This window comes from Streptomyces sp. NBC_00102, assembly GCF_026343115.1.
Classification (GTDB): Bacteria; Actinomycetota; Actinomycetes; order Streptomycetales; family Streptomycetaceae; genus Streptomyces.
In genome coordinates, this window is sequence record NZ_JAPEMC010000002.1 from 136069 (window position 1) to 154048 (window position 17980).

At 69.9% G+C, this 17980-nt stretch carries 9 protein-coding genes; 6 read left to right on the plus strand and 3 right to left on the minus strand.

The annotated features are described in order from the left end of the window. Positions 1-48: 48 nt before the first annotated feature. Complete coding sequence (locus OHA55_RS28185; RefSeq protein ID WP_266711575.1) at positions 49-1275, minus strand: DNA sulfur modification protein DndB; 1227 nt, start codon at positions 1273-1275, stop codon at positions 49-51. 215 nt (positions 1276-1490) lie between these two features. Here OHA55_RS28185 and OHA55_RS28190 point away from each other — a divergent pair, with 215 nt between their 5' ends. The 6 genes from OHA55_RS28190 to OHA55_RS28215 all read left to right on the plus strand — a co-directional run bounded on the left by OHA55_RS28190 (position 1491) and on the right by OHA55_RS28215 (position 14310). Further along, positions 1491-3647: an N-6 DNA methylase gene (locus OHA55_RS28190; protein ID WP_266711577.1), complete on the plus strand. Its 2157-nt coding sequence runs from the start codon at positions 1491-1493 to the stop codon at positions 3645-3647. Positions 3648-3757: 110 nt separating this feature from the next. Next, positions 3758-5872 (plus strand): class I SAM-dependent DNA methyltransferase, encoded by a 2115-nt coding sequence (locus OHA55_RS28195; RefSeq protein WP_266711579.1) that lies wholly within the window; start codon positions 3758-3760, stop codon positions 5870-5872. Then, entirely contained in the window at positions 5869-7134 is a 1266-nt protein-coding gene (locus OHA55_RS28200; RefSeq protein WP_266711581.1) for a restriction endonuclease subunit S, read from the plus strand. The genes OHA55_RS28195 and OHA55_RS28200 overlap by 4 nt, the downstream gene beginning before the upstream one ends. Beyond that, complete coding sequence (locus tag OHA55_RS28205; protein ID WP_266711583.1) at positions 7131-10310, plus strand: type I restriction endonuclease subunit R; 3180 nt, start codon at positions 7131-7133, stop codon at positions 10308-10310. Before OHA55_RS28200 ends, OHA55_RS28205 begins: the two co-directional genes overlap by 4 nt. A 225-nt stretch (positions 10311-10535) precedes the next feature. Further along, on the plus strand, positions 10536-12125 hold the full coding sequence (locus tag OHA55_RS28210; protein ID WP_266711586.1) for a serine/threonine-protein kinase: 1590 nt from the start codon (positions 10536-10538) through the stop codon (positions 12123-12125). A gap of 46 nt (positions 12126-12171) precedes the next feature. Then, on the plus strand, positions 12172-14310 hold the full coding sequence (locus tag OHA55_RS28215) for a UvrD-helicase domain-containing protein (protein WP_266711588.1): 2139 nt from the start codon (positions 12172-12174) through the stop codon (positions 14308-14310). Positions 14311-14433: 123 nt separating this feature from the next. On the opposite strand, the gene OHA55_RS28220 is transcribed toward OHA55_RS28215, so the two are convergent. Next, complete coding sequence (locus OHA55_RS28220; protein ID WP_266711590.1) at positions 14434-15486, minus strand: YncE family protein; 1053 nt, start codon at positions 15484-15486, stop codon at positions 14434-14436. 263 nt (positions 15487-15749) lie between these two features. Next, entirely contained in the window at positions 15750-17810 is a 2061-nt protein-coding gene (locus tag OHA55_RS28225) for a hypothetical protein (RefSeq protein WP_266711592.1), read from the minus strand. Between the last annotated feature and the right edge of the window lie 170 nt (positions 17811-17980).

Here is a 17980-nt window from a genome sequence, read left to right on the forward strand (position 1 = left end):
CGGCCGGTCGCGTCGCGGGGGAAGCGGCCGGTACCGGGTGGTGCGGGCCTACTGGCCGCGGATCCTGCGGCCCGCCTCCGTCGCGGGGTAGAGGATCGCGTCGGCCACCCGGCCGCCGGAGTCCTTGACGCCGCCGCTGAAGTTGAGGCGCCCGGTGGCGCTCGCCTTGGCCGCGACGCCGTCCCAGTAGCGGGGCTCCCGGTCCCACCGGACGTCGGCGAGGAGCCGGTGCAGGTCCTCCACGCCGAGGGCGCTCATCGGGTCGGCCCAGGGGGTGGTCTGGTGGACGGCGATGCCGAGACCCGCGAGCACCGCCGGGGCGGTTACGGCGCTGCGCGAGGCGAAGTGCGGGAAGAGGTCGGAGACCAGCCGCGCCAGCGTCGGGATCACGCCCCGCTCCACCTGCTCGGCGTCCGTTCCGGCGGGGAGTTCGTCCTCGTGGACGGTCTCGGCGGAACGGGTGAGGCCGGAGCGTCCGTAGATGCTCGTGACGACGAGGGCGCGCAGCGCGGAGAGGGTGACGACCTCCGGATCGCTCTTGCCGACCTGCCGCTTGCTGGCGTTGACGAGTTTGGTGAACGGTACGAGCCGGTCGTCCACCTCGACCTTGACGGACTCGGCGAGGCGGTGCGCGAGCCGGGTCGCGAAGTCCCGCTGGTCCATCGACATGGCGAGGTTCTTGGCGACGACCACCCCCTGCACATTGCGGTCGTAGAAGATCTGCCGCGCGTCGGCGACCGACAGGTCCACGTAGAGCTCGAAGGGCACGCGCACGGCGGCGAGTTCGGCGTAGGTGAGACCGAAGCGGCCGGGATCGTCGTAGAGGTCGTGCCAGGCGGCGGTCTGCGTCTCGCCGTCGATGGCGACGACACAGGTGCCCGGGGTGATGGTCAGGGCCCGCAGTCCGGTGCCGGGCAGCAGTTCGTCGCTCAGGGCCGCGAGCGGTCCGGCGTGCCAGAAGGTGATGGGCGGAGTGGACCAGCCGGCGCCCAGCTCTCCCTTCACCCCGTCGGCGATGTACTCGGCGTAGGCGCCGACGTTCCTTCCCTTCTGCGTGGACTTCAGCGCCCGCTGCACCAGGGCCCGCAGTTCGGCGTGGCGCCGGACCGCGCCGGACGCGGCCTTCAGCGTCTTCGTGTCCTCCTCCCGGCGGGGCGAGGGGACGAGCTGGACGAGGGTCGCCACGGACATGGTCCCGATCACGGCATCCCCGCGGAAGGGCATGACGGTGAGCTGGATTCCTTCGACGACCGCGGTCGGCAGGGTGATCTGCATGAGGTGTCTCCCTCGAAGACGGAGGAGCGGCGCGCGACTCGGCGCCGCGTCACGGACGGGGCACACGGCACGCCGAAGACTCACGCCGTGAGGTGCGCCACCAACCGGAAGCTCCGCCAGATAAGCAGAGTCGTGAAAGCACTGTCAAACCTCTTGAAGGATTTGACGCGTGCCGTAATGTGTTTACTGTTCACTCCCGAGAGGCCAGGAACCCCATGCCCCAGCCCCCAGCTCTGGTGACAGCCGCCGAGATCTCCCGGATCGCGGGTGTCACGCGTGCCACCGTCAGCAACTGGCGCCGTCGGCACGACGACTTCCCCGCCCCGTCGGGGGGCACCGACAGCAGCCCGCTCTACGACCTCGAAGCGGTACGGGCCTGGCTGGAGGCGCGCGGCCAGTCCCACGCGGCCTCCCCGTCCGAGGAACTGCGCACCGTGCTGCGACTCCACGGGACGGGCTCCGGCCTGGTGGCCCGTCTGTTCCCCCTCGTCCTGGCGGCGTCACGCCACGGCGCGGACGAACTCGCCGCCCACGACGACCTGCCCGACTCCGAGGTACTCGCCCGGGCCGGAACCGCCGCCGCCGAGCAAGCCGGATCGATGCCGGAGACCGGACCCGCCCGGTTCGGCCCGGACGACGTCCCCGCTCTCCGGGCGCTGATGCGCTGTGTCCGCGGCGAAGGCGCACAGAACACGCTGGACGTCCTCGCCGAACGCGAACTCGACGACACCGCCTCCAGCGGCACCTACCCGACACCCCCGGGCCTCGCCGGCCTCCTGGCCCGGCTGCTGCCGGAGGGCACCACCCGCGTGCTCGACCCGGCGTGCGGCAGCGGCAGCCTCCTCGCGGCGGCGGCCCGACGGGGCGCCACGGAGCTGTACGGCCAGGACTCGCTGCCCGTTCAGGCCCAGCGCAGCGCGGTACGCCTGCTCCTGTCGTCGCCCGGCGCGCGGGTCACCGTACGCGTCGGCGACACCCTGCGCGCCGACGCCTTCCCCGACCTGAGGGTGGCCGGGGTGCTCTGCAACCCGCCCTACGGCGACCGCGAATGGGGCCACGAAGAACTCGCCTACGACCAGCGGTGGGCCTACGGAGTGCCGCCCCGGATCGAGTCGGAGCTCGCCTGGACGCAGCACGCGCTCGCCCACCTGGAGGCCGGGGGGCACGCCGTGATGCTGCTCCCGCCGGCCACCGCCACCCGAGCCTCGGGCCGCCGCGTCCGCGCCGAACTGGTACGCAGCGGTGCGCTGCGCGCCGTCGTCGGACTGCCCGTCGGCGCCTCCGTACCCCTCCACATCGGCCTGCACGTGTGGGTGCTCCGCCGGCCGGAGCCGCAGGGCACCGACAGCACCTCCGTCCTCTTCGTGGACGTCGGCACGGACCCGCGCGAGAGCGCCGCCGCGAGTACGCCGGGGGACACGCACTCCACTCACCCGACGCACTCCCAGCACCGGAACCGGCGCGGTGCGGTGGACTGGGACGCACTGTCGGACGAGGTCCTCACCCACTGGACCGCCTTCCGCGAGAACCCGGAGACCTTCGCCGACACGCCCGGTACGGCACGCGCCGTACCGACCATCGACCTCGTCGACGACCTCGTCGACCTCACGCCCGCCCGGCAGGTGCGTGCCGCACCCGTCGACATCGAGCCGGCGCAAGTGGCGCGACGCACCGAGGAACGCCGTTCCCTGCTCGTCACCTCCCTCACCGCACTGGAGAGCGCCGCGGACCACGGACCCTGGCGGGCCGCCGCGGAGTCCTCGCGCACCTGGCGTACGGCCACGGTCTCCGACCTCGCCCGGGGAGGGGCGCTCTCCCTGCTGCGGGCAGCCGTACCCGGGAGCCGCGGCGAGACCTCCCGAACGGACGACGGGGCCCGCCCGGTGCTCACCGCGTCCGACATCAGCGGCGGCGGCGGCCCCTCCGGCACGGCGGAGGACCTGCGCACCGACGCGGCCCACACCGTCGCCACCGGCGACGTGCTCGTACGCGCCGTGGCCGGCGGCCACGGCGGCATGGCCCGGGTCGCGGACGAGGCGGACGCCGGTGCCCTGCTCGGCCACCACGTCCACCTGCTCCGGCCGGACCCGGCACGACTGGACCCCTGGTTCCTCGCGGGCTTCCTCGGCGCCCACGACAACATCGCCGGAGCCTCCACCGGAAGCACCATCCTGCACGTCGCCCCCGGCCGGCTCCGCGTACCGCTGCTCCCGCTGGAGGAACAGCGGCGCTACGGGGCCGCCTTCCGCCACGCACACGAACTGCGCACCGCCGCCCGTCGCACGGCCGCCCTCGCCGAGGAGACCGCGCAGGCCCTGCTCACCGGCCTGACGGCGGGGGCGCTGCTCCCGCCGGAGAACCTCTCGGCGTGAACGTCGCGGCTGGCCTGAACATTCAGGCCGCCCGCACCCCTCGACCACACTGAATCCGCAACCGAAACCGCAACCGTCCCGACCGGGCCGGGGCCTTCGAAGGGAACGCGTTGAACAGCAGTAAGCACACGGAACTGGCGAACCACGCCTGGTCCGTCGCCGACCTCCTGCGCGGCGACTACAGGCAGTCGGACTATGGCAAGGTCATCCTGCCGTTCACCGTGCTGCGCCGCCTGGAGTGCGTCTTGGCGCCCACCCGCGACAAGGTCGCCGAGACGGTCGCCCGCTTCGCCGGCCAGGACATCGACACCGACCACTTCCTGCGCAAGGCGTCGGGGCACGCGTTCTACAACAAGAGCCCGCTCACGCTCAAGACCATCGCGGACGACCCGCAGAACATGGCCAAGAACCTCCAGGCGTACCTCGGGGCCTTCTCCGAGAACGCCATCGAGGTCCTGGACAAGTACGAGTTCGCCCAGCAGATCAGGAAGCTCGACGCGGCCGGCCTGCTCTACAAGGTCGTCGGCCGGTTCACCGATCTGGACCTGCGCCCCGAGATCGTGCCCAACCACAACATGGGCTACATCTTCGAAGAGCTGATCCGCCGCTTCTCCGAGCAGTCCAACGAGACCGCGGGCGAGCACTTCACCCCGCGCGAAGTCATCAAGCTGATGGTCAACCTGCTGATCGCCCCGGACGGCGACGCGCTCAGCCTGCCCGGTGTCGTCCGCACGGTCATGGACCCCGCCTGCGGCACGGGCGGCATGCTCAGCGCCGCCGAGGAACACATCAAGGACCTGAACCCGGACGCCACGGTGGAGGTGTACGGGCAGGAACTCAACCCGGAATCCTGGGCGATCTGCCGGTCCGACCTCATGATCAAGGGGCAGGACCCGGAGAACATCGCCTTCGGCAACTCCTTCTCGGACGACGGCCATGCCCGCGAGAAGTTCGACTACTTGCTGGCCAACCCGCCGTTCGGCGTGGAGTGGAAGAAGGTCAAGGAGGACGTCGAGTACGAGCACAAGAACCTCGGCGACTCCGGCCGCTTCGGCGCGGGCCTGCCCCGCATCAACGACGGCTCGCTCCTCTTCCTCCAGCACATGATCTCGAAGATGAAGCCGGTGGACGCCAAGGGCGGCGGCGGATCGCGCATCGCCATCGTCTTCAACGGCTCCCCCCTCTTCACGGGCGCGGCCGGCTCGGGCGAGTCCGAGATCCGCCGCTGGATCCTGGAGAACGACTGGCTGGAGGCGATCGTCGCCCTGCCGGACCAGCTCTTCTACAACACGGGCATCTCGACTTACTTCTGGATCCTCACCAACCGCAAGGACGCCCAGCACAAGGGGAAGGTCGTGCTGCTGGACGCGCGCGACCAGTGGGTGAAGATGCGCAAGTCGCTGGGCGACAAGCGCAAGGAGCTCGGGGACGGGACCGGGAACAAGCCGAACCACATCGCCGACATCACCCGCCTGTACGGGGACGCGGTGGCCGCTGCCGCGGACACCGAACACCCGATGCACGGCAAAGTGAAGGTCTTCGAGAACGCGGAGTTCGGCTACCAGCGCATCACGGTGGAGCGGCCGTTGAAGCTGCGGTTCGAGCTGACGGAGGAGACGCTCGCGGCGCTCCTCGCGTCGAAGCCCGTGCAGAAGTGGGCCGAGGAACGCTTCCTCCCGCGCGAGGCGGAACTGGCGGCGAAGGCATCGGCCCGGCGGAAGCTGACCGATGAGGAAGCGGAGAAGTTCGCGACGTTGGCGGACGCCGAGACGCAGGTGCTCGGTGACGCGTTGAGCCCACTGCTGGGCACGGGCTGGGCGACCAAGTCCGAGGCGCAGGTCGCGGTACGGAACGCGATGGCGGAAGCCGGCGTCCAGGGCCCGACCGGCGCCCCCTTCACCAAGGCGCTGCGCGACACGGTGGGCGTCCGGGACCCGGAGGGCGAGGTCCAGACGATCAAGGGCGAGCCGGAACCGGACGGCGAACTGCGGGACTACGAAAACGTCCCGCTGGGCGAGGACGCGGAGGAGTACCTCAAGCGCGAGGTACACCCGCACGTGCCGGACGCGTGGATCGACCACACGAAGACGAAGGTGGGGTACGAGATCCCGTTCACGCGGCACTTCTACGTGTACGAGCCGCCGCGGCCGTTGGCGGAGATCGATGCGGACTTGAAGGCGCTTGAGGCGGAGATCCAGGCGCTGCTGGGAGAGGTGACGGAATGACCGCTTGGACGAAGACGCGTCTCAAGAATCTGTGCGTGGACGCAGGTCAGTACGGTGTGGGTGTGTCGAGTGACAACTACACCTCGTCGGGAACTCGGCTTCTTCGTACCAGCGACATCAGTACCGGTTCACTTTCGCCGGCCGAGCACGGTGTATTCGTGGCTACCCCGCCCGCGGAGCGCTTCCTTCTGGAGGCGGGAGACCTTCTGTTGTCTCGTAGCGGTACTCCGCCGGGGCAGTCCTACCTGGTGAAGGAATCCGACCGGGGAACTACTTTTGCAGGGTATCTGGTCAGGTTTCGTCCTGCCAAAAATGTTGACCCGACGTTTCTCTCCTATATTGCCCGCAGCGCACCGTTTCAGCACACGATTCAGTCCGAATCGGTGGCGTCTACCATCCAGAATTTCAATGCGGAAAGGTATGCGAATATCGAGTTCGAGATTCCGTCGCATGCCGAACAGCGTCGTATCTCCGCATTCCTCGTCGCCGAGACGGGCCGTATCGATCGTTTGGTGTCGAGGCGCGAGTCTCAGATGCGACTCTTGGGCGAGCAGGCGGTCAGTGACCTGTCGAGCGTTCATCGAGCGCTCTCCGAGCGATATGGGGCCATGAATCTGCGCTACATGCTGATGCGTATCGAACAGGGATGGTCCCCCCAGTGCGAGGACAGGGCAGCCGAAGGTCATGAGTGGGGTGTGGTCAAGGCCGGTTGCGTGAACACGGGAACTTTTGACCCGTTGCAGCATAAGGCCCTTCCGGTCGGCGTTGAGCCGCGTCGCGAGTACATTCTGCGCCCCGGTGACTTGTTGATGTCCCGTGCCAGTGGATCACGTGAGCTCATCGGAAGCGTGGGAATCGTCGGGGAGCTGAACCGGAATCTCCTGTTGTGCGACAAGGTTTATCGTTTGAAGTTGGATCGCACTCTTGGATGCCCGGAATTCGTTACCCACATGCTCCGTAGCCATCAAGTTCGCGAACACATCAAATCCGGCATCTCGGGTGCCGACGGGATGGCCAACAACCTTCCCACCGCGACCGTCAAGGGCTGCGTGATTCCGAAGGTTCCCGTGTCCGAGCAACGCTCTGTCGCCTCCTCCCTCGATCGAAGTGCCGCCCGGACTGCTCGGGCGCGCAGGCTTCTGAGCCAGTCCGTCGACAGGCTCGCCGAACGCCGTCAGGCGCTCATCACCGCCGCAGTGACAGGCCAGTTCGACGTCTCCACCGCCAGTGGCCGCAACGTAACGGACGGAGTCAACCCGTGACAGCCATACACCGTGAGTCCGCCTTCGGGGACGCCATAGTCGCCGCGATGACCGAGCGCGGCTGGCGCGAGGCGCGGCCCGAGGACTACCAGGCCGATCTCGGGCTGGACACCCACGAGTTGTTCACCTTCATCGGCGCGACGCAGGCCGACGAGTGGAACGATCTGCTCGCCGTCTACGGCAGCGTCAACGAGGCCCAGAACGGCTTCGCGCGCCGTCTCGACAAGGCGATCACCGAGGACGGCCTGCTCAGCGTCCTCCGTAACGGTGTCAAGGACCGGGGTGTCCGTCTCCGCGTCGCCTACTTCAAGCCAAACCTGGTCGCCGAGGACTCCGTGCTCGACGGCTACCGGGCCAACCGCCTCACCGTCGTCCGCGAACTCGTCTACGCCACCAAGCAGGCCGACTGGGGCAACAAGCTCGACCTGACCCTGTTTTTCAACGGAATCCCGGTCGCCACCGCCGAGTTGAAGAACCCGCTCACCCGGCAGGGCGTCGAAGAGGCCAAGGAGCAGTACCGCTCCGACCGCGACCCGACCGAGCTGATCTTCACCCGCCGGGTCGTCGCCAACTTCGCGGTGGACCCGGACCTCGTCTTCGTGGCGACCCAGCTCCGGGGCCGCAACACGCGGTTCCTCCCCTTCAACACCGGCTCCAACGGCCCCGGTCTGCCCGGCGGTGCCGGAAACCCGGCCCCGGTCGCGTACGGCACGTACGCCACCTCCTACCTGTGGGAACAGGTCTGGGCGCGGGACAACTGGCTGGACCTGCTCCAGCGTTACGTCCATCAGCAGAAGACCAGGACCCCCGGCGGCGGCACCACCAAGTCGACGATCTTCCCGCGCTTCCACCAGTGGGACGTCGTGAAGCGGCTGACCGCGCACGCGGCGGCCCACGGGGTCGGCCACAACTACCTCGTCATGGCCTCCGCCGGCTCCGGCAAGTCCAACACCATCGGCTGGCTGGCCCACCGGCTCAGCGATCTGCACGTGGACACCGACCCGCGCGTGCTCGACCCGGAGGCCGTCGCACAGGGCCGGGTGAAGCCGGGCGCACCCGTCTTCGACAAGGTCATCGTCATCACGGACCGCCGCAACCTGGACGCCCAGCTCCGGGAGACCGTCGGCAGCTTCTCGCAGACCGAGGGACTGGTCGTGAAGATCGACGAGAAGCACGGTGCGAAGAGCGAGCAGCTGGCCCGTGCGCTCTCCCGCGACACCGGCAAGATCGTCACGGTCACCCTGCACTCGTTCCCCGCGCTCATCGACTACATCGTGCGCAACCCGACCGAGATCAAGGGAACCAGGTTCGCGATCGTCGTGGACGAGGCGCACTCCTCGCAGTCCGGCGGTGCCGCCACCGACGTGCGGGCGGTGCTCCGGGACCTCGGGCTCGACTCCGACTCCGCCGACCAGGGCGCGGTCGCCGTCACCGTCGACGAGAAGCTGAGGAAGAAGGCCACCGAGCGCTCCCAGGCAGCGAACCTCTCGTACTTCGCCTTCACCGCCACCCCGAAGGCCAAGACCCTCGAACTCTTCGGCACCGAGGCCACCGAGAACGGGAAGACCGTCTACCGGCCCTTCCACACGTACTCGATGCGGCAGGCCATCGAGGAGGGCTTCATCCTCGACCCGCTGCGCAATTACGTCACGTACAACACGTACTGGAAGCTGGTGAACCAGAATCCGGACGAGATCGAAGTCGACCCCTCCAAGGCCAACACCCTGCTCGCCCGGTACGTGCTGACCCACGAGCACACCGTCACCCAGCACGCCACGGTGATCGTCGAGCACTTCCTCGCGCACACCAGCGGCCGGCTCGGCGGCCGGGCCAAGTCGATGGTGGTGACGGCCTCCCGGCAGTCCGCCGTACAGATGGCGCGGGCGATCAAGAGCTACATCAAGGACCGGGAGTACGACGCGAAGTACCCGGACCTCGGGGTCCTGGTCGCGTTCTCCGGCTCGCTCACCGTCGACGACGAGGAGACGACCGAGCAGAAGGAGAACGGCGGGATCGCGGAGAGCGCGCTGCCGAAGGCGTTCGCGTACACCCGCGCCGACGACAAGGCCGTGACCGCCGGCGGACGCGGGCAGCAGGAGTACAAGATCCTGGTGGTGGCGGAGAAGTACCAGACCGGCTTCGACCAGCCGCTCCTGACCACCATGTACGTCAACAAGAAGCTGGCCGGCATCTCCGCCGTGCAGACGCTCTCCCGGCTCAACCGCACCGCCGAGCGGAAGTCGCAGGCGGATCTGGCGGTCCTGGACTTCTCCAACGACGCCCAGGACATCCAGGACGCCTTCCGCCCGTACTTCGAGGAAGCGACGACGCTGCCCTCCGACCCGAATCTGCTCTACAGCGCGCAGAGCGCCGTCATGTCGGCGCCGATCGTCTCCGAGCCGGAGATGGACGAGTTCGCCGCCGCGTACTTCGAGGCGAAGGAGAAGGCGGCCGGTTCGCAGGCCACGTGGGAGAAGCTGCACGCCGAGCTGTACCGCCTGCTCTCACCCGCCGTCGCCCGGTTCACCCCGCTCCTGGAGAGCGAGGAGGACGACGACGTGGAGACCGCCGAGGGCTTCCGCGCCGCGCTCAACGACTACGTGCGCAAGTACGGCTTCCTCGCCCAGATCGTGCCCTACCGCGACCCCGAGCTGGAACGCCTGTACCTCTACGGCCGCTACCTCCTCAACCGGCTTCCCCGGCGCGCCGACGGTGGTGTCGACATAGGCGAAGTCGACCTCAGCCACCTGCGGGTGGAGAAGACCGGCGAGCACGACAAGTCCCTCGCCCCGGAAGGCCCCGCCGAACTCAAGGGGTTCGCGGAGGGCGTCGGCGGCGCGGCGGAGGCCGAGAAGTCGCTGCTGTCGGAGCTGATCGAGGCGTTCAACGCCAAGTTCGGCACCGACTTCACCGAACAGGACGTCATCCGTCCCTTCAACGAGGCCAAGGCCGACCACAAGGTCCGGCTGGCGGCGGTCGCCAACGACGACGTGGAGAACTTCGGCAAGGTCTTCGACAAGGTCTTCGCCGACAAGATGGCCGACCACATCGACACGATCGCCGGCATGGGGCGGCAGTACTTCGGCCCCGACAAGGGGTTCAAGTCCAGCCTGGACCGCAGCGCCCGCCGGGCGGCCTGGCGGATGATCCGCCGGGAGGAAGGCGTGGACGAGTAGTCCGTCCCGCCGCCCACGGACGGTCCCGCCGCCACGCCCGCACGGCGTACGGCGGGGCCGTCGGGTCGCCGTGACCGGAAAGAGGCGGCCCATGCGGTTTCGTGCCGCCGGCACTGGACTGAAGATCGCCCCACCAGGGAGACTGCCCTTCAGCAAGCCGAAAGCCGGTCCCGCCGCATCGCACCCGCGCGCACCGGCCAGTACACGCACACACGGGGGCCCCACGTGCCACAGCAGCCGATCGCGGGCCGGTACGAGCTCCTGGAACCGCTCGCCCACGGCGGTATGGGAGAGGTGTGGCGCGGCTACGACGCCGTGCTCGACCGGCCCGTCGCCGTGAAGCTGATCCGGCAACAGGCCGTCGGCGGTTCCGCCCAGCTGGCCGAGGAGTTCGCCAAGCGCTTCCGCCGCGAAGCCCGCATCACCGCCCGGATCCAGCATCCCGGCGTGCCCCAGGTGTACGACGCGGTGCTCGACGACACCCACGAGCGGCTCTACCTCGTCATGGAGCTGGTCGACGGGATGCCGCTCTCCGCGTACATCCACCCCGACCGGCCGCTCCCCGTCAGCTGGGCCGTGGCGGTGGCCGCGCAGGTCGCCACCGTGCTGTCGCACGCGCACGAGGTGCCCGTCATCCACCGCGACCTCAAACCGAGCAACATCCTGGTCGCCCGCGACGGGACGGTGAAGGTCCTCGACTTCGGGATCGCCGCGATCCTGCGGACCGACGTCACCAAACTGACCGCCACCGGAACACCCATCGGCACCTACCAGTACATGGCGCCCGAGCAGGTACGCGGCGGCCGGACCTCCCCGCAGACGGACCTGTACGCACTCGGCTGCGTCCTCCACGAACTGCTCTGCGGGCGGCTGCTGTTCACGGCGGACAGCGAGTACATGGTGATGCACAGCCACGTGAACGCCGCGCCCGTACCGCTGCGGCAACTGCGCCCCGAGGTGCCGAAGGAGCTGGAGGACCTCGTCCTGCACCTGCTGCTCAAGGCGCCCGAGGCACGCCCCGCCGACGTGCAGGAGGTCCACGAGCGGCTCCGGCCCTTCCTGCCGCCGCCCGGCCGGTCGCCCGGACCCGGAGAATCCGGACCCGCCGGGGCCCCGGACCCGACCGGGATCTTCCGCGATCCGTACGCCCCGCGCGCCCGCGCCGGCGCTGCCCGCCCCGCTCCCGGGACCGCCCGCCCCGGCGCGCCCGCTCCCGTACACGTACCCGTCCCCGCACAGCTGCGTGCGGAGATCGACGAGGCGTACGCCCACTCCGACGCCCTCCTCGAAGAAGAGCGGTTCGTCCAGGCCGCCGAGGTGCTCGGCGAGATCCTCGGCCCCGCCGCCCGCGCGCTCGGCGCCGAGAGCCGCAAGGTGCTGGAGCTGCGCACCCACCGCGCCGCGATCCAACTGCTCGGCGGGGACTACCGCGCGGCACTGCCCGAATTCGACGCACTCGCCGACGCCTACGCGCGCACCGACGGCCCCACCGGCGAGCGCGCACGCGCCTGCCGCGCCCAGGCCGCACGATGCCGGGCCGAACTGGGCCAGGTCACCGACGCCCTCTTCGCGCTCCGCGGCCTGCTCGACGTCGTACGGGCCGTCGACGGCGATCTCAGCGAGGAGGCCGTCGAACTCCGCCGCGACATCGGGATGCTGCTGCTCGCCCAAGGACAGGCGGCGGACGCGCACCGGATCCTGAAGCCCCTGCACGACGACCTCTGTCTGGTCTTCGGACCCGCGGACGAGATGACCCAGGAGGTCGGCGAGGCGCTGGCGCTGATCGGCCTCGACCTCGACGGCCCCGCCGACTGACCCCCGACACCCGCCTTTCCCGCCCGCCCCTCGGAGAGTCCACCCCATGCCCCACCTCGCGTTCGACGTCGGTTTCTGCGCCCAGCTCGGCAAACTCCAGAGCGGGGTCAAACAGGGGGTGTTCGACGCCTGGGAGAAGTTCGAGCGCCTCACTCTGGACCAGTTGTTCAAGGACCCCGGGCTGAAGCTGGAGAGCCTGAAGCGCGCCCGCGATCCCCACATCCGCACCATCCGGATCGACCAGGGGACGCGGGGCGTTGTCCTCGCGCCCGACAAGGGCGACACCTACGTGCTGCTGCGCGTGATGCCGCACGACAAGGCGATCGACTGGGCCGTCCAGCAGAAGGCCAGCATCAACACCGTGACCCGGGCGGTCGAGATCCGCGACATCGCGATGCTCGAAGAACTGACCCCCGCCTACGAGCGCATCGCCCCCGCCCCCGACCAGCGGCTGTTCGCGAAGGTGTCCGACGGAGACCTGACCGCACTCGGCATCGACGAGGCCACCCTGCGTCAGGCCCGCGCCCTCACCACCCACGAACAACTGGAGGTCTTCGCGCCGTACTTCCCGCAGGACCAGCGCGAGGTCCTCGAATACCTCGCCGCGGGCTTCAGCGTCGAAGAGGTGTGGCGGGACGTCGTCTCCCTCAGCTTCTCCACCGCACCCTCCGACACCACGCCCGTGGACACCGCGGACTTCGAGACCGCCATCCGTCGCACCACGACCCGCATCGCGCTGGTCACCGCGTCCGAGGAACTCCGCGACATCCTCGACAAGCCGTTCACCGCCTGGCGGGTCTTCCTCCACCCCTCCCAGCACAAGGTCGCCTACCGGCCCAGCTACTCGGGACCGGCGCAGGTGACCGGGGGACCCGGCACCGGCAAGACCGTCGTCGCGCTGCACCGCGTACGCCACCTCCTGGGGTTCCTGCGCGACGGCGAGCGCATCCTGCTCACCACGTACACCAACGCACTCGCCGACGCGCTGCGCAGCGGGCTCGCCACCCTCGTGGAGGACGCGCACCTGCGCGACCGGGTGGACATCACCACCGTGGACGCCCTGGCCAGCCGGATCGTCGCCACCTCACGCCGGCCCCTGATGGGCGGCGAGGAGCTGGAACGCTGGGAGAGGGCCGCGCACGCGACGGGCTACACCGGCTCCGTCCCGTTCCTCGCGCAGGAACACAAGCACGTCGTCCTCGCACAGAACCTGCGCACCCAGGAGGAGTACGAAGCCGCGGAGCGGCCCGGCCGGGGGAGCCGGCTCCCCGTCGCCCGGCGCGCGCTGGTGTGGCGTACCGTCCAGGACTTCTCCGAACGGCTCGCCGCCGACGGACGCCGCACCTACCTGGGCACCTGCCTGGAAGCCGCCGACATCCTGGAGACGCAGGGCCCCCGGTACCGGCACATCGTCGTGGACGAGGCGCAGGACCTGCACCCGGCACAGTGGCGGCTGCTGCGCGCCGCCGCCCCGGCACGCCCCGACGACCTTTTCATCTCCGGCGACCCCCATCAGCGCATCTACGACTCCAAGGTGTCGCTGAAGGCACTCGGCATCAACGTCACGGGACGTTCGACGAAGATGCGGAAGAACTACCGCAGCACGCACGAGATCCTCAGCTGGTCCACGGCGCTGCTGGTCGGCCGCCCCTTCGCACAACTGGAGGACGACGACCGCAACGAGACGCTCCTCGGTTACCGCTCCGCCCTCCACGGCAGCGGCCCGGCCCTCCACGGGGCCGGTTCCGAGGACGACGAACTGGACGCACTCGTCACGCAGATCGGCGCCTGGACCGGGGCCGGGGTCAACCCCTGCGACATCGGCGTCAGCGCCCGCTTCAACAAGACCTGCACCAAGGTCATCGATCGGCTGACGGCCGCGGGCATCCCCGCGGTGCGGCTGCGGTCGGAGGTCTCCGAGGACACGCCCGCCGTCCGCGTCGGAACCATGCACTCCTTCAAGGGACTGGAGTTCCGCTGCGTCGCCGTCGTCGGCGTGCAGGAGGGGGCACTGCCCTACCCGGGAGCCCTCACACCGGCCGAGGAGGACGCCCTCCAGCACGAGGCGGACCTGACCGCGGAGCGCTGCCTGCTCTTCGTGGCCTGCACCAGGGCCCGGGACAGCCTGTACGTGTCCTGGTCCGGCGCGCCGAGCCCGTTCCTGGTCGAAGCCGGAGCGGCCTGACGGCCGCGGGCGCCCGGCCGGCGACGGCCGACGGCCCGCTCCTCCGCCGGGGCGGGAGGAGCGGGCCGTCGGCCGTACGGTCGAGGGCGGCCGGTGGGGGCGGCCGGTACCGGGAACCCGGTGTCAGTGCCCCAGGACGATGCGGTGGATCAGGTCCTTGCCGTCCGTGCCCGAGCCGGACTTGTCCACGACGTACGCGACACCGTCGGCGACCGTGACGTGGTTCGGGTTGGCGCCCGTGGCGAGGGTCTCGACGACGGCGCCCTTCTTCGGGTCGACGACGGTCACGTCGGCGTCGGTGCGGTTGACGACCAGCACGCGGCCCGACTTCTTGTCCGTGGCGACGGCCAGCGGGCCGTTGCCGGTGGCGACGGTCGACGTGACGACGCCCTTCTTCAGGTCGATGACCGAGAGGGTGCCGGCGGTCTGGTTCGCGGTGTAGGCGGTCTTGCCGTTGGCGGAGAGGGCGACCGAGATCGCGCCGTCGCCCGCCGGGATGAAGCGCGGCGCCTTGTGCGGAGCGACCTCGATGACCCGGTCGTTGTTCATGTCGGCGGTGTAGACCGCGCCGGTCTTCTCGTTCAGCGTGAGACCGGTCGGGCTGGAGCCCTCGATGGTGACCCGGCCCTTCTCCTTGAGGGTCTTGGAGTCGAACGCGACCAGGCTCGCGCCGGCGAAGCTGCTCGCCCACACGGTGTCGTGCTTCTCGTCCACGACGATGTCACGGCCGTGCGCGACGTCGGGCAGCGTGGCGAGGTGCGCGCCGGTCTTCTGGCTGTAGACCGAGACGGTGTTGCTGCGGGTGTTGGTCGTCCACACGGTGTTGTGCTCGTCGTCCACCGCGACACCGTAGACGGCCTCGACCGCGCCGGTCGCAGCGTCCGTGACCGGCGGCACGATGGTCTTCTCGACCTTCAGGGTGCGCGGGTCCACCTTCAGCAGGCTGGAGTCGGTCACCGGCGGGCGGCCCACGGCGGTGGTCGTCCACAGGACGTGGTTCCGCTCGGAGTACGAGGACTGGTAGAGGCCCGTCGCCAGCGAGGCGGACGTGATGGTGGAGGCGGAACCGCCCTTGTGGCCCGTGGCACTGGCGGTCGCCGTGCCGGCCAGGGCCAGCGAACCGCCGACGGCGAGGACGACGGCGGTGCTGAGGGAACGACGGGTAACAGACGTCATGCTGCGTCAATCTCCTTGACTGGTGCGCCTCTTGTGACGAGGCGTTGCTCACTAGGTTAGCTTAGCCTTACCTAAGTTGATCGAGTTCTGGGGTGGCTTGCGTCACAGTCGGCGGGGGTGGATCCACGGCGGCCGCGCATGCGTCGCGGGGCGTCGCGCGCGGGTGTGCGCACAACGCCCCGCGAGGGTTGCGGAGTTGCTCAAGGCAGCTGCTGTGAACTCCCCTTGAGGGCCGCCCCGTGGTGATGCGTCGTCGGACCGGCTCAGGCGGTCTTGGGCTCCTGCTGCTGCGGCTTGCGCCGCCGAAGGATGAACGTGGTGGCTCCAGCCGCTCCGGCGGCGCCTCCCACTGCTGCCGCTCCGGCCGCCCAGGCGATCGTCGCGTAGGAGATACCGGTCTCCACGCTCTGGACCGAGGCGGCGTTGACCGTCGGGTCGGTGGTGGTCGCCGCCGCGTCCGAGGTGGAGGCCGAGGAGGCCGCGGTGGCATCGGCCGCCGCCACGGTGAAGTCGACCTTGAGTGTCGTGGCGGGATTCGGGGCGAGGAAGCGCAGCCAGTGCGCACCGGGCGTCACCTCGGCCGGGATGTCCACATCACCCTCGAAGGTCCCCTCGGTGTCGAGGTCCCACTGGCCGAGGATGGCGTCGTCGTCGAGCTTGATGGTGACGACCTGCGAGGCCGGGAAGTTCGTGACCGTGAAGTGCAGTTTCCCGCCGGGCTGGACCTCGCTGGCGGTGATCTCCGCCTTCGCCCCGCTCGCGTTGGTGGCACTGGCGGGCGCGCCCGTGGCGGCGGGGATCGGCGTGGCCGAACCGTCCGTCGCGGTGGAGCCGGTACCGGCCGTCGCGCTCGTGCCGCCGGTGCCGTCGGTCGCGGCAGCACCGTCCGCGCCGGAAGTGACGGTGAAGTCGGCCTTCATGCTGGTGGAGGGGTTGGGGGCGAGGAAGCGCAGCCAGTGCGCACCCTTGGTCGCGGTCGCCGGGACGGTGACCGTACCCGAGAACGAGCCGTCCGCCGCGATGCCGTCGGGCCACTGCCCGATGATCTCGCTGTCGTCCAGCTTCACGGTGATCTGCTGGCCGGCGGGGAACCCGGTCAGACGGAAGGAGACCTTGCCGCCGGCGGCGACGCTCGAACCGGCGGTGATGGTGGCCGAGGTGGCGGAGGTGGAGGAGGAGCCGGTACCGCCGGTGGTCGAGCCGCCGGAACCGGCGCCGCCGGTGGAGCCGCCACCCGTGCTGTTGCCTCCGCCGCTGCTCGAACCGCCGGTGGAGGATCCGCCCGTGGAGGAGCCGCCCGTGGAGGATCCGCCGGTGGACGAAGAAGCGACGGTGAAGTCGGCCTTCAGGCTGGTGGAGGGATCCGGGGCGAGGACGCGCAGCCAGTGCGCGCCGGCGCCGGTTCCGGCCGGGACGGTCACCGTGCCCGAGAAGGTGCCGTCCGCCTTCACCGCGGCGGTCCACTGCTTGAGGATCGTCTGGTCGTCGAGCTTGACCGTGATGTTCTGGCCCTGGACGAAGCCGGACAGAGAGAAGGAGACGGCTTTGCCGGCGGTCACCTTGGTGGTGCCCAACTGGATCCGGGGGGTCGCCGGTTCGGGCGAGGTGGCGGCCTCGGTGACGGTGAGGCCGGAGCTCTTGACGCTGGTCTGGGGTGCGAGGAAGCGGAGCCAGTGGCCGGCGCCCGGGGTGGTACCGGCGGGGATGGTGACGGTGCCGGAGACGCTGCCGTCGGAGCCGCTGGTGAACTGGGCGAGGAGGGTGGCGTCGTCGAGCTTGACGCTGACCGTGCTGCTCGCCGGGAAGCCGGTCGCGGTGAACGACACGTCTCCGCCCGCCTTCGCGGACGCGGAACCGAGACTGACCGTCGGCGTGGCCGTGACGGTGAGGCCGGAGCTCTTGACGCTGGTCTGGGGTGCGAGGAAGCGGAGCCAGTGGTCGGCGCCCGGGGTGGTACCGGTGGGGATGGTGACGGTGCCGGAGACGTTGCCGTCGGAGCCGCTGGTGAACTGGGCGAGGAGGGTGGCGTCGTCGAGCTTGACGCTGACCGTGCTGCTCGCCGGGAAGCCGGTCGCGGTGAACGACACGTCTCCGCCCGGCTTCACCGAGGACGATCCCAGGACGACGCTCGGGGCCGACGCTTCGTCAGCCGCGAGCGCCACCGCTCCGGTCGTCCCTGCCCCGTCGCTGGCCGCCGCGAGCGGCATCGACAGCACGCCGAGGCCCAGCGTCGCTCCGGCGGTGAGCGCGGCCACCCGTGCGACTCGGCCGCGAGGGCCGCGCAGCGGCGATATGGAGGTACGGAAAGGTCTGTCTGCGCTCATGGCGTGCTCCTGGGCAAGGGAAAAATGCAGGGGAGATGGGGCGTCCACTGGCCGGGTCGGCAGGATGTCGCCACTCGGTGTTAGGTTAGCCTAACCAACCTTGAGGGGATCGAGGGGTGCTCCGGAGGTGATCCGGCGATCGGTAGGGCCCCCGTGCCACGGGAGCGGTC

Coding starts and splice junctions, on each gene's coding strand:
- OHA55_RS28225 (WP_266711592.1), bottom strand. CDS start 17,810: ATGAGCGCAGACAGACCTTTCCGTACCTCCATATCGCCGCTGCGCGGC.
- OHA55_RS28185 (WP_266711575.1), bottom strand. CDS start 1,275: ATGCAGATCACCCTGCCGACCGCGGTCGTCGAAGGAATCCAGCTCACC.
- OHA55_RS28220 (WP_266711590.1), bottom strand. CDS start 15,486: ATGACGTCTGTTACCCGTCGTTCCCTCAGCACCGCCGTCGTCCTCGCC.
- OHA55_RS28200 (WP_266711581.1), top strand. CDS start 5,869: ATGACCGCTTGGACGAAGACGCGTCTCAAGAATCTGTGCGTGGACGCA.
- OHA55_RS28215 (WP_266711588.1), top strand. CDS start 12,172: ATGCCCCACCTCGCGTTCGACGTCGGTTTCTGCGCCCAGCTCGGCAAA.
- OHA55_RS28190 (WP_266711577.1), top strand. CDS start 1,491: ATGCCCCAGCCCCCAGCTCTGGTGACAGCCGCCGAGATCTCCCGGATC.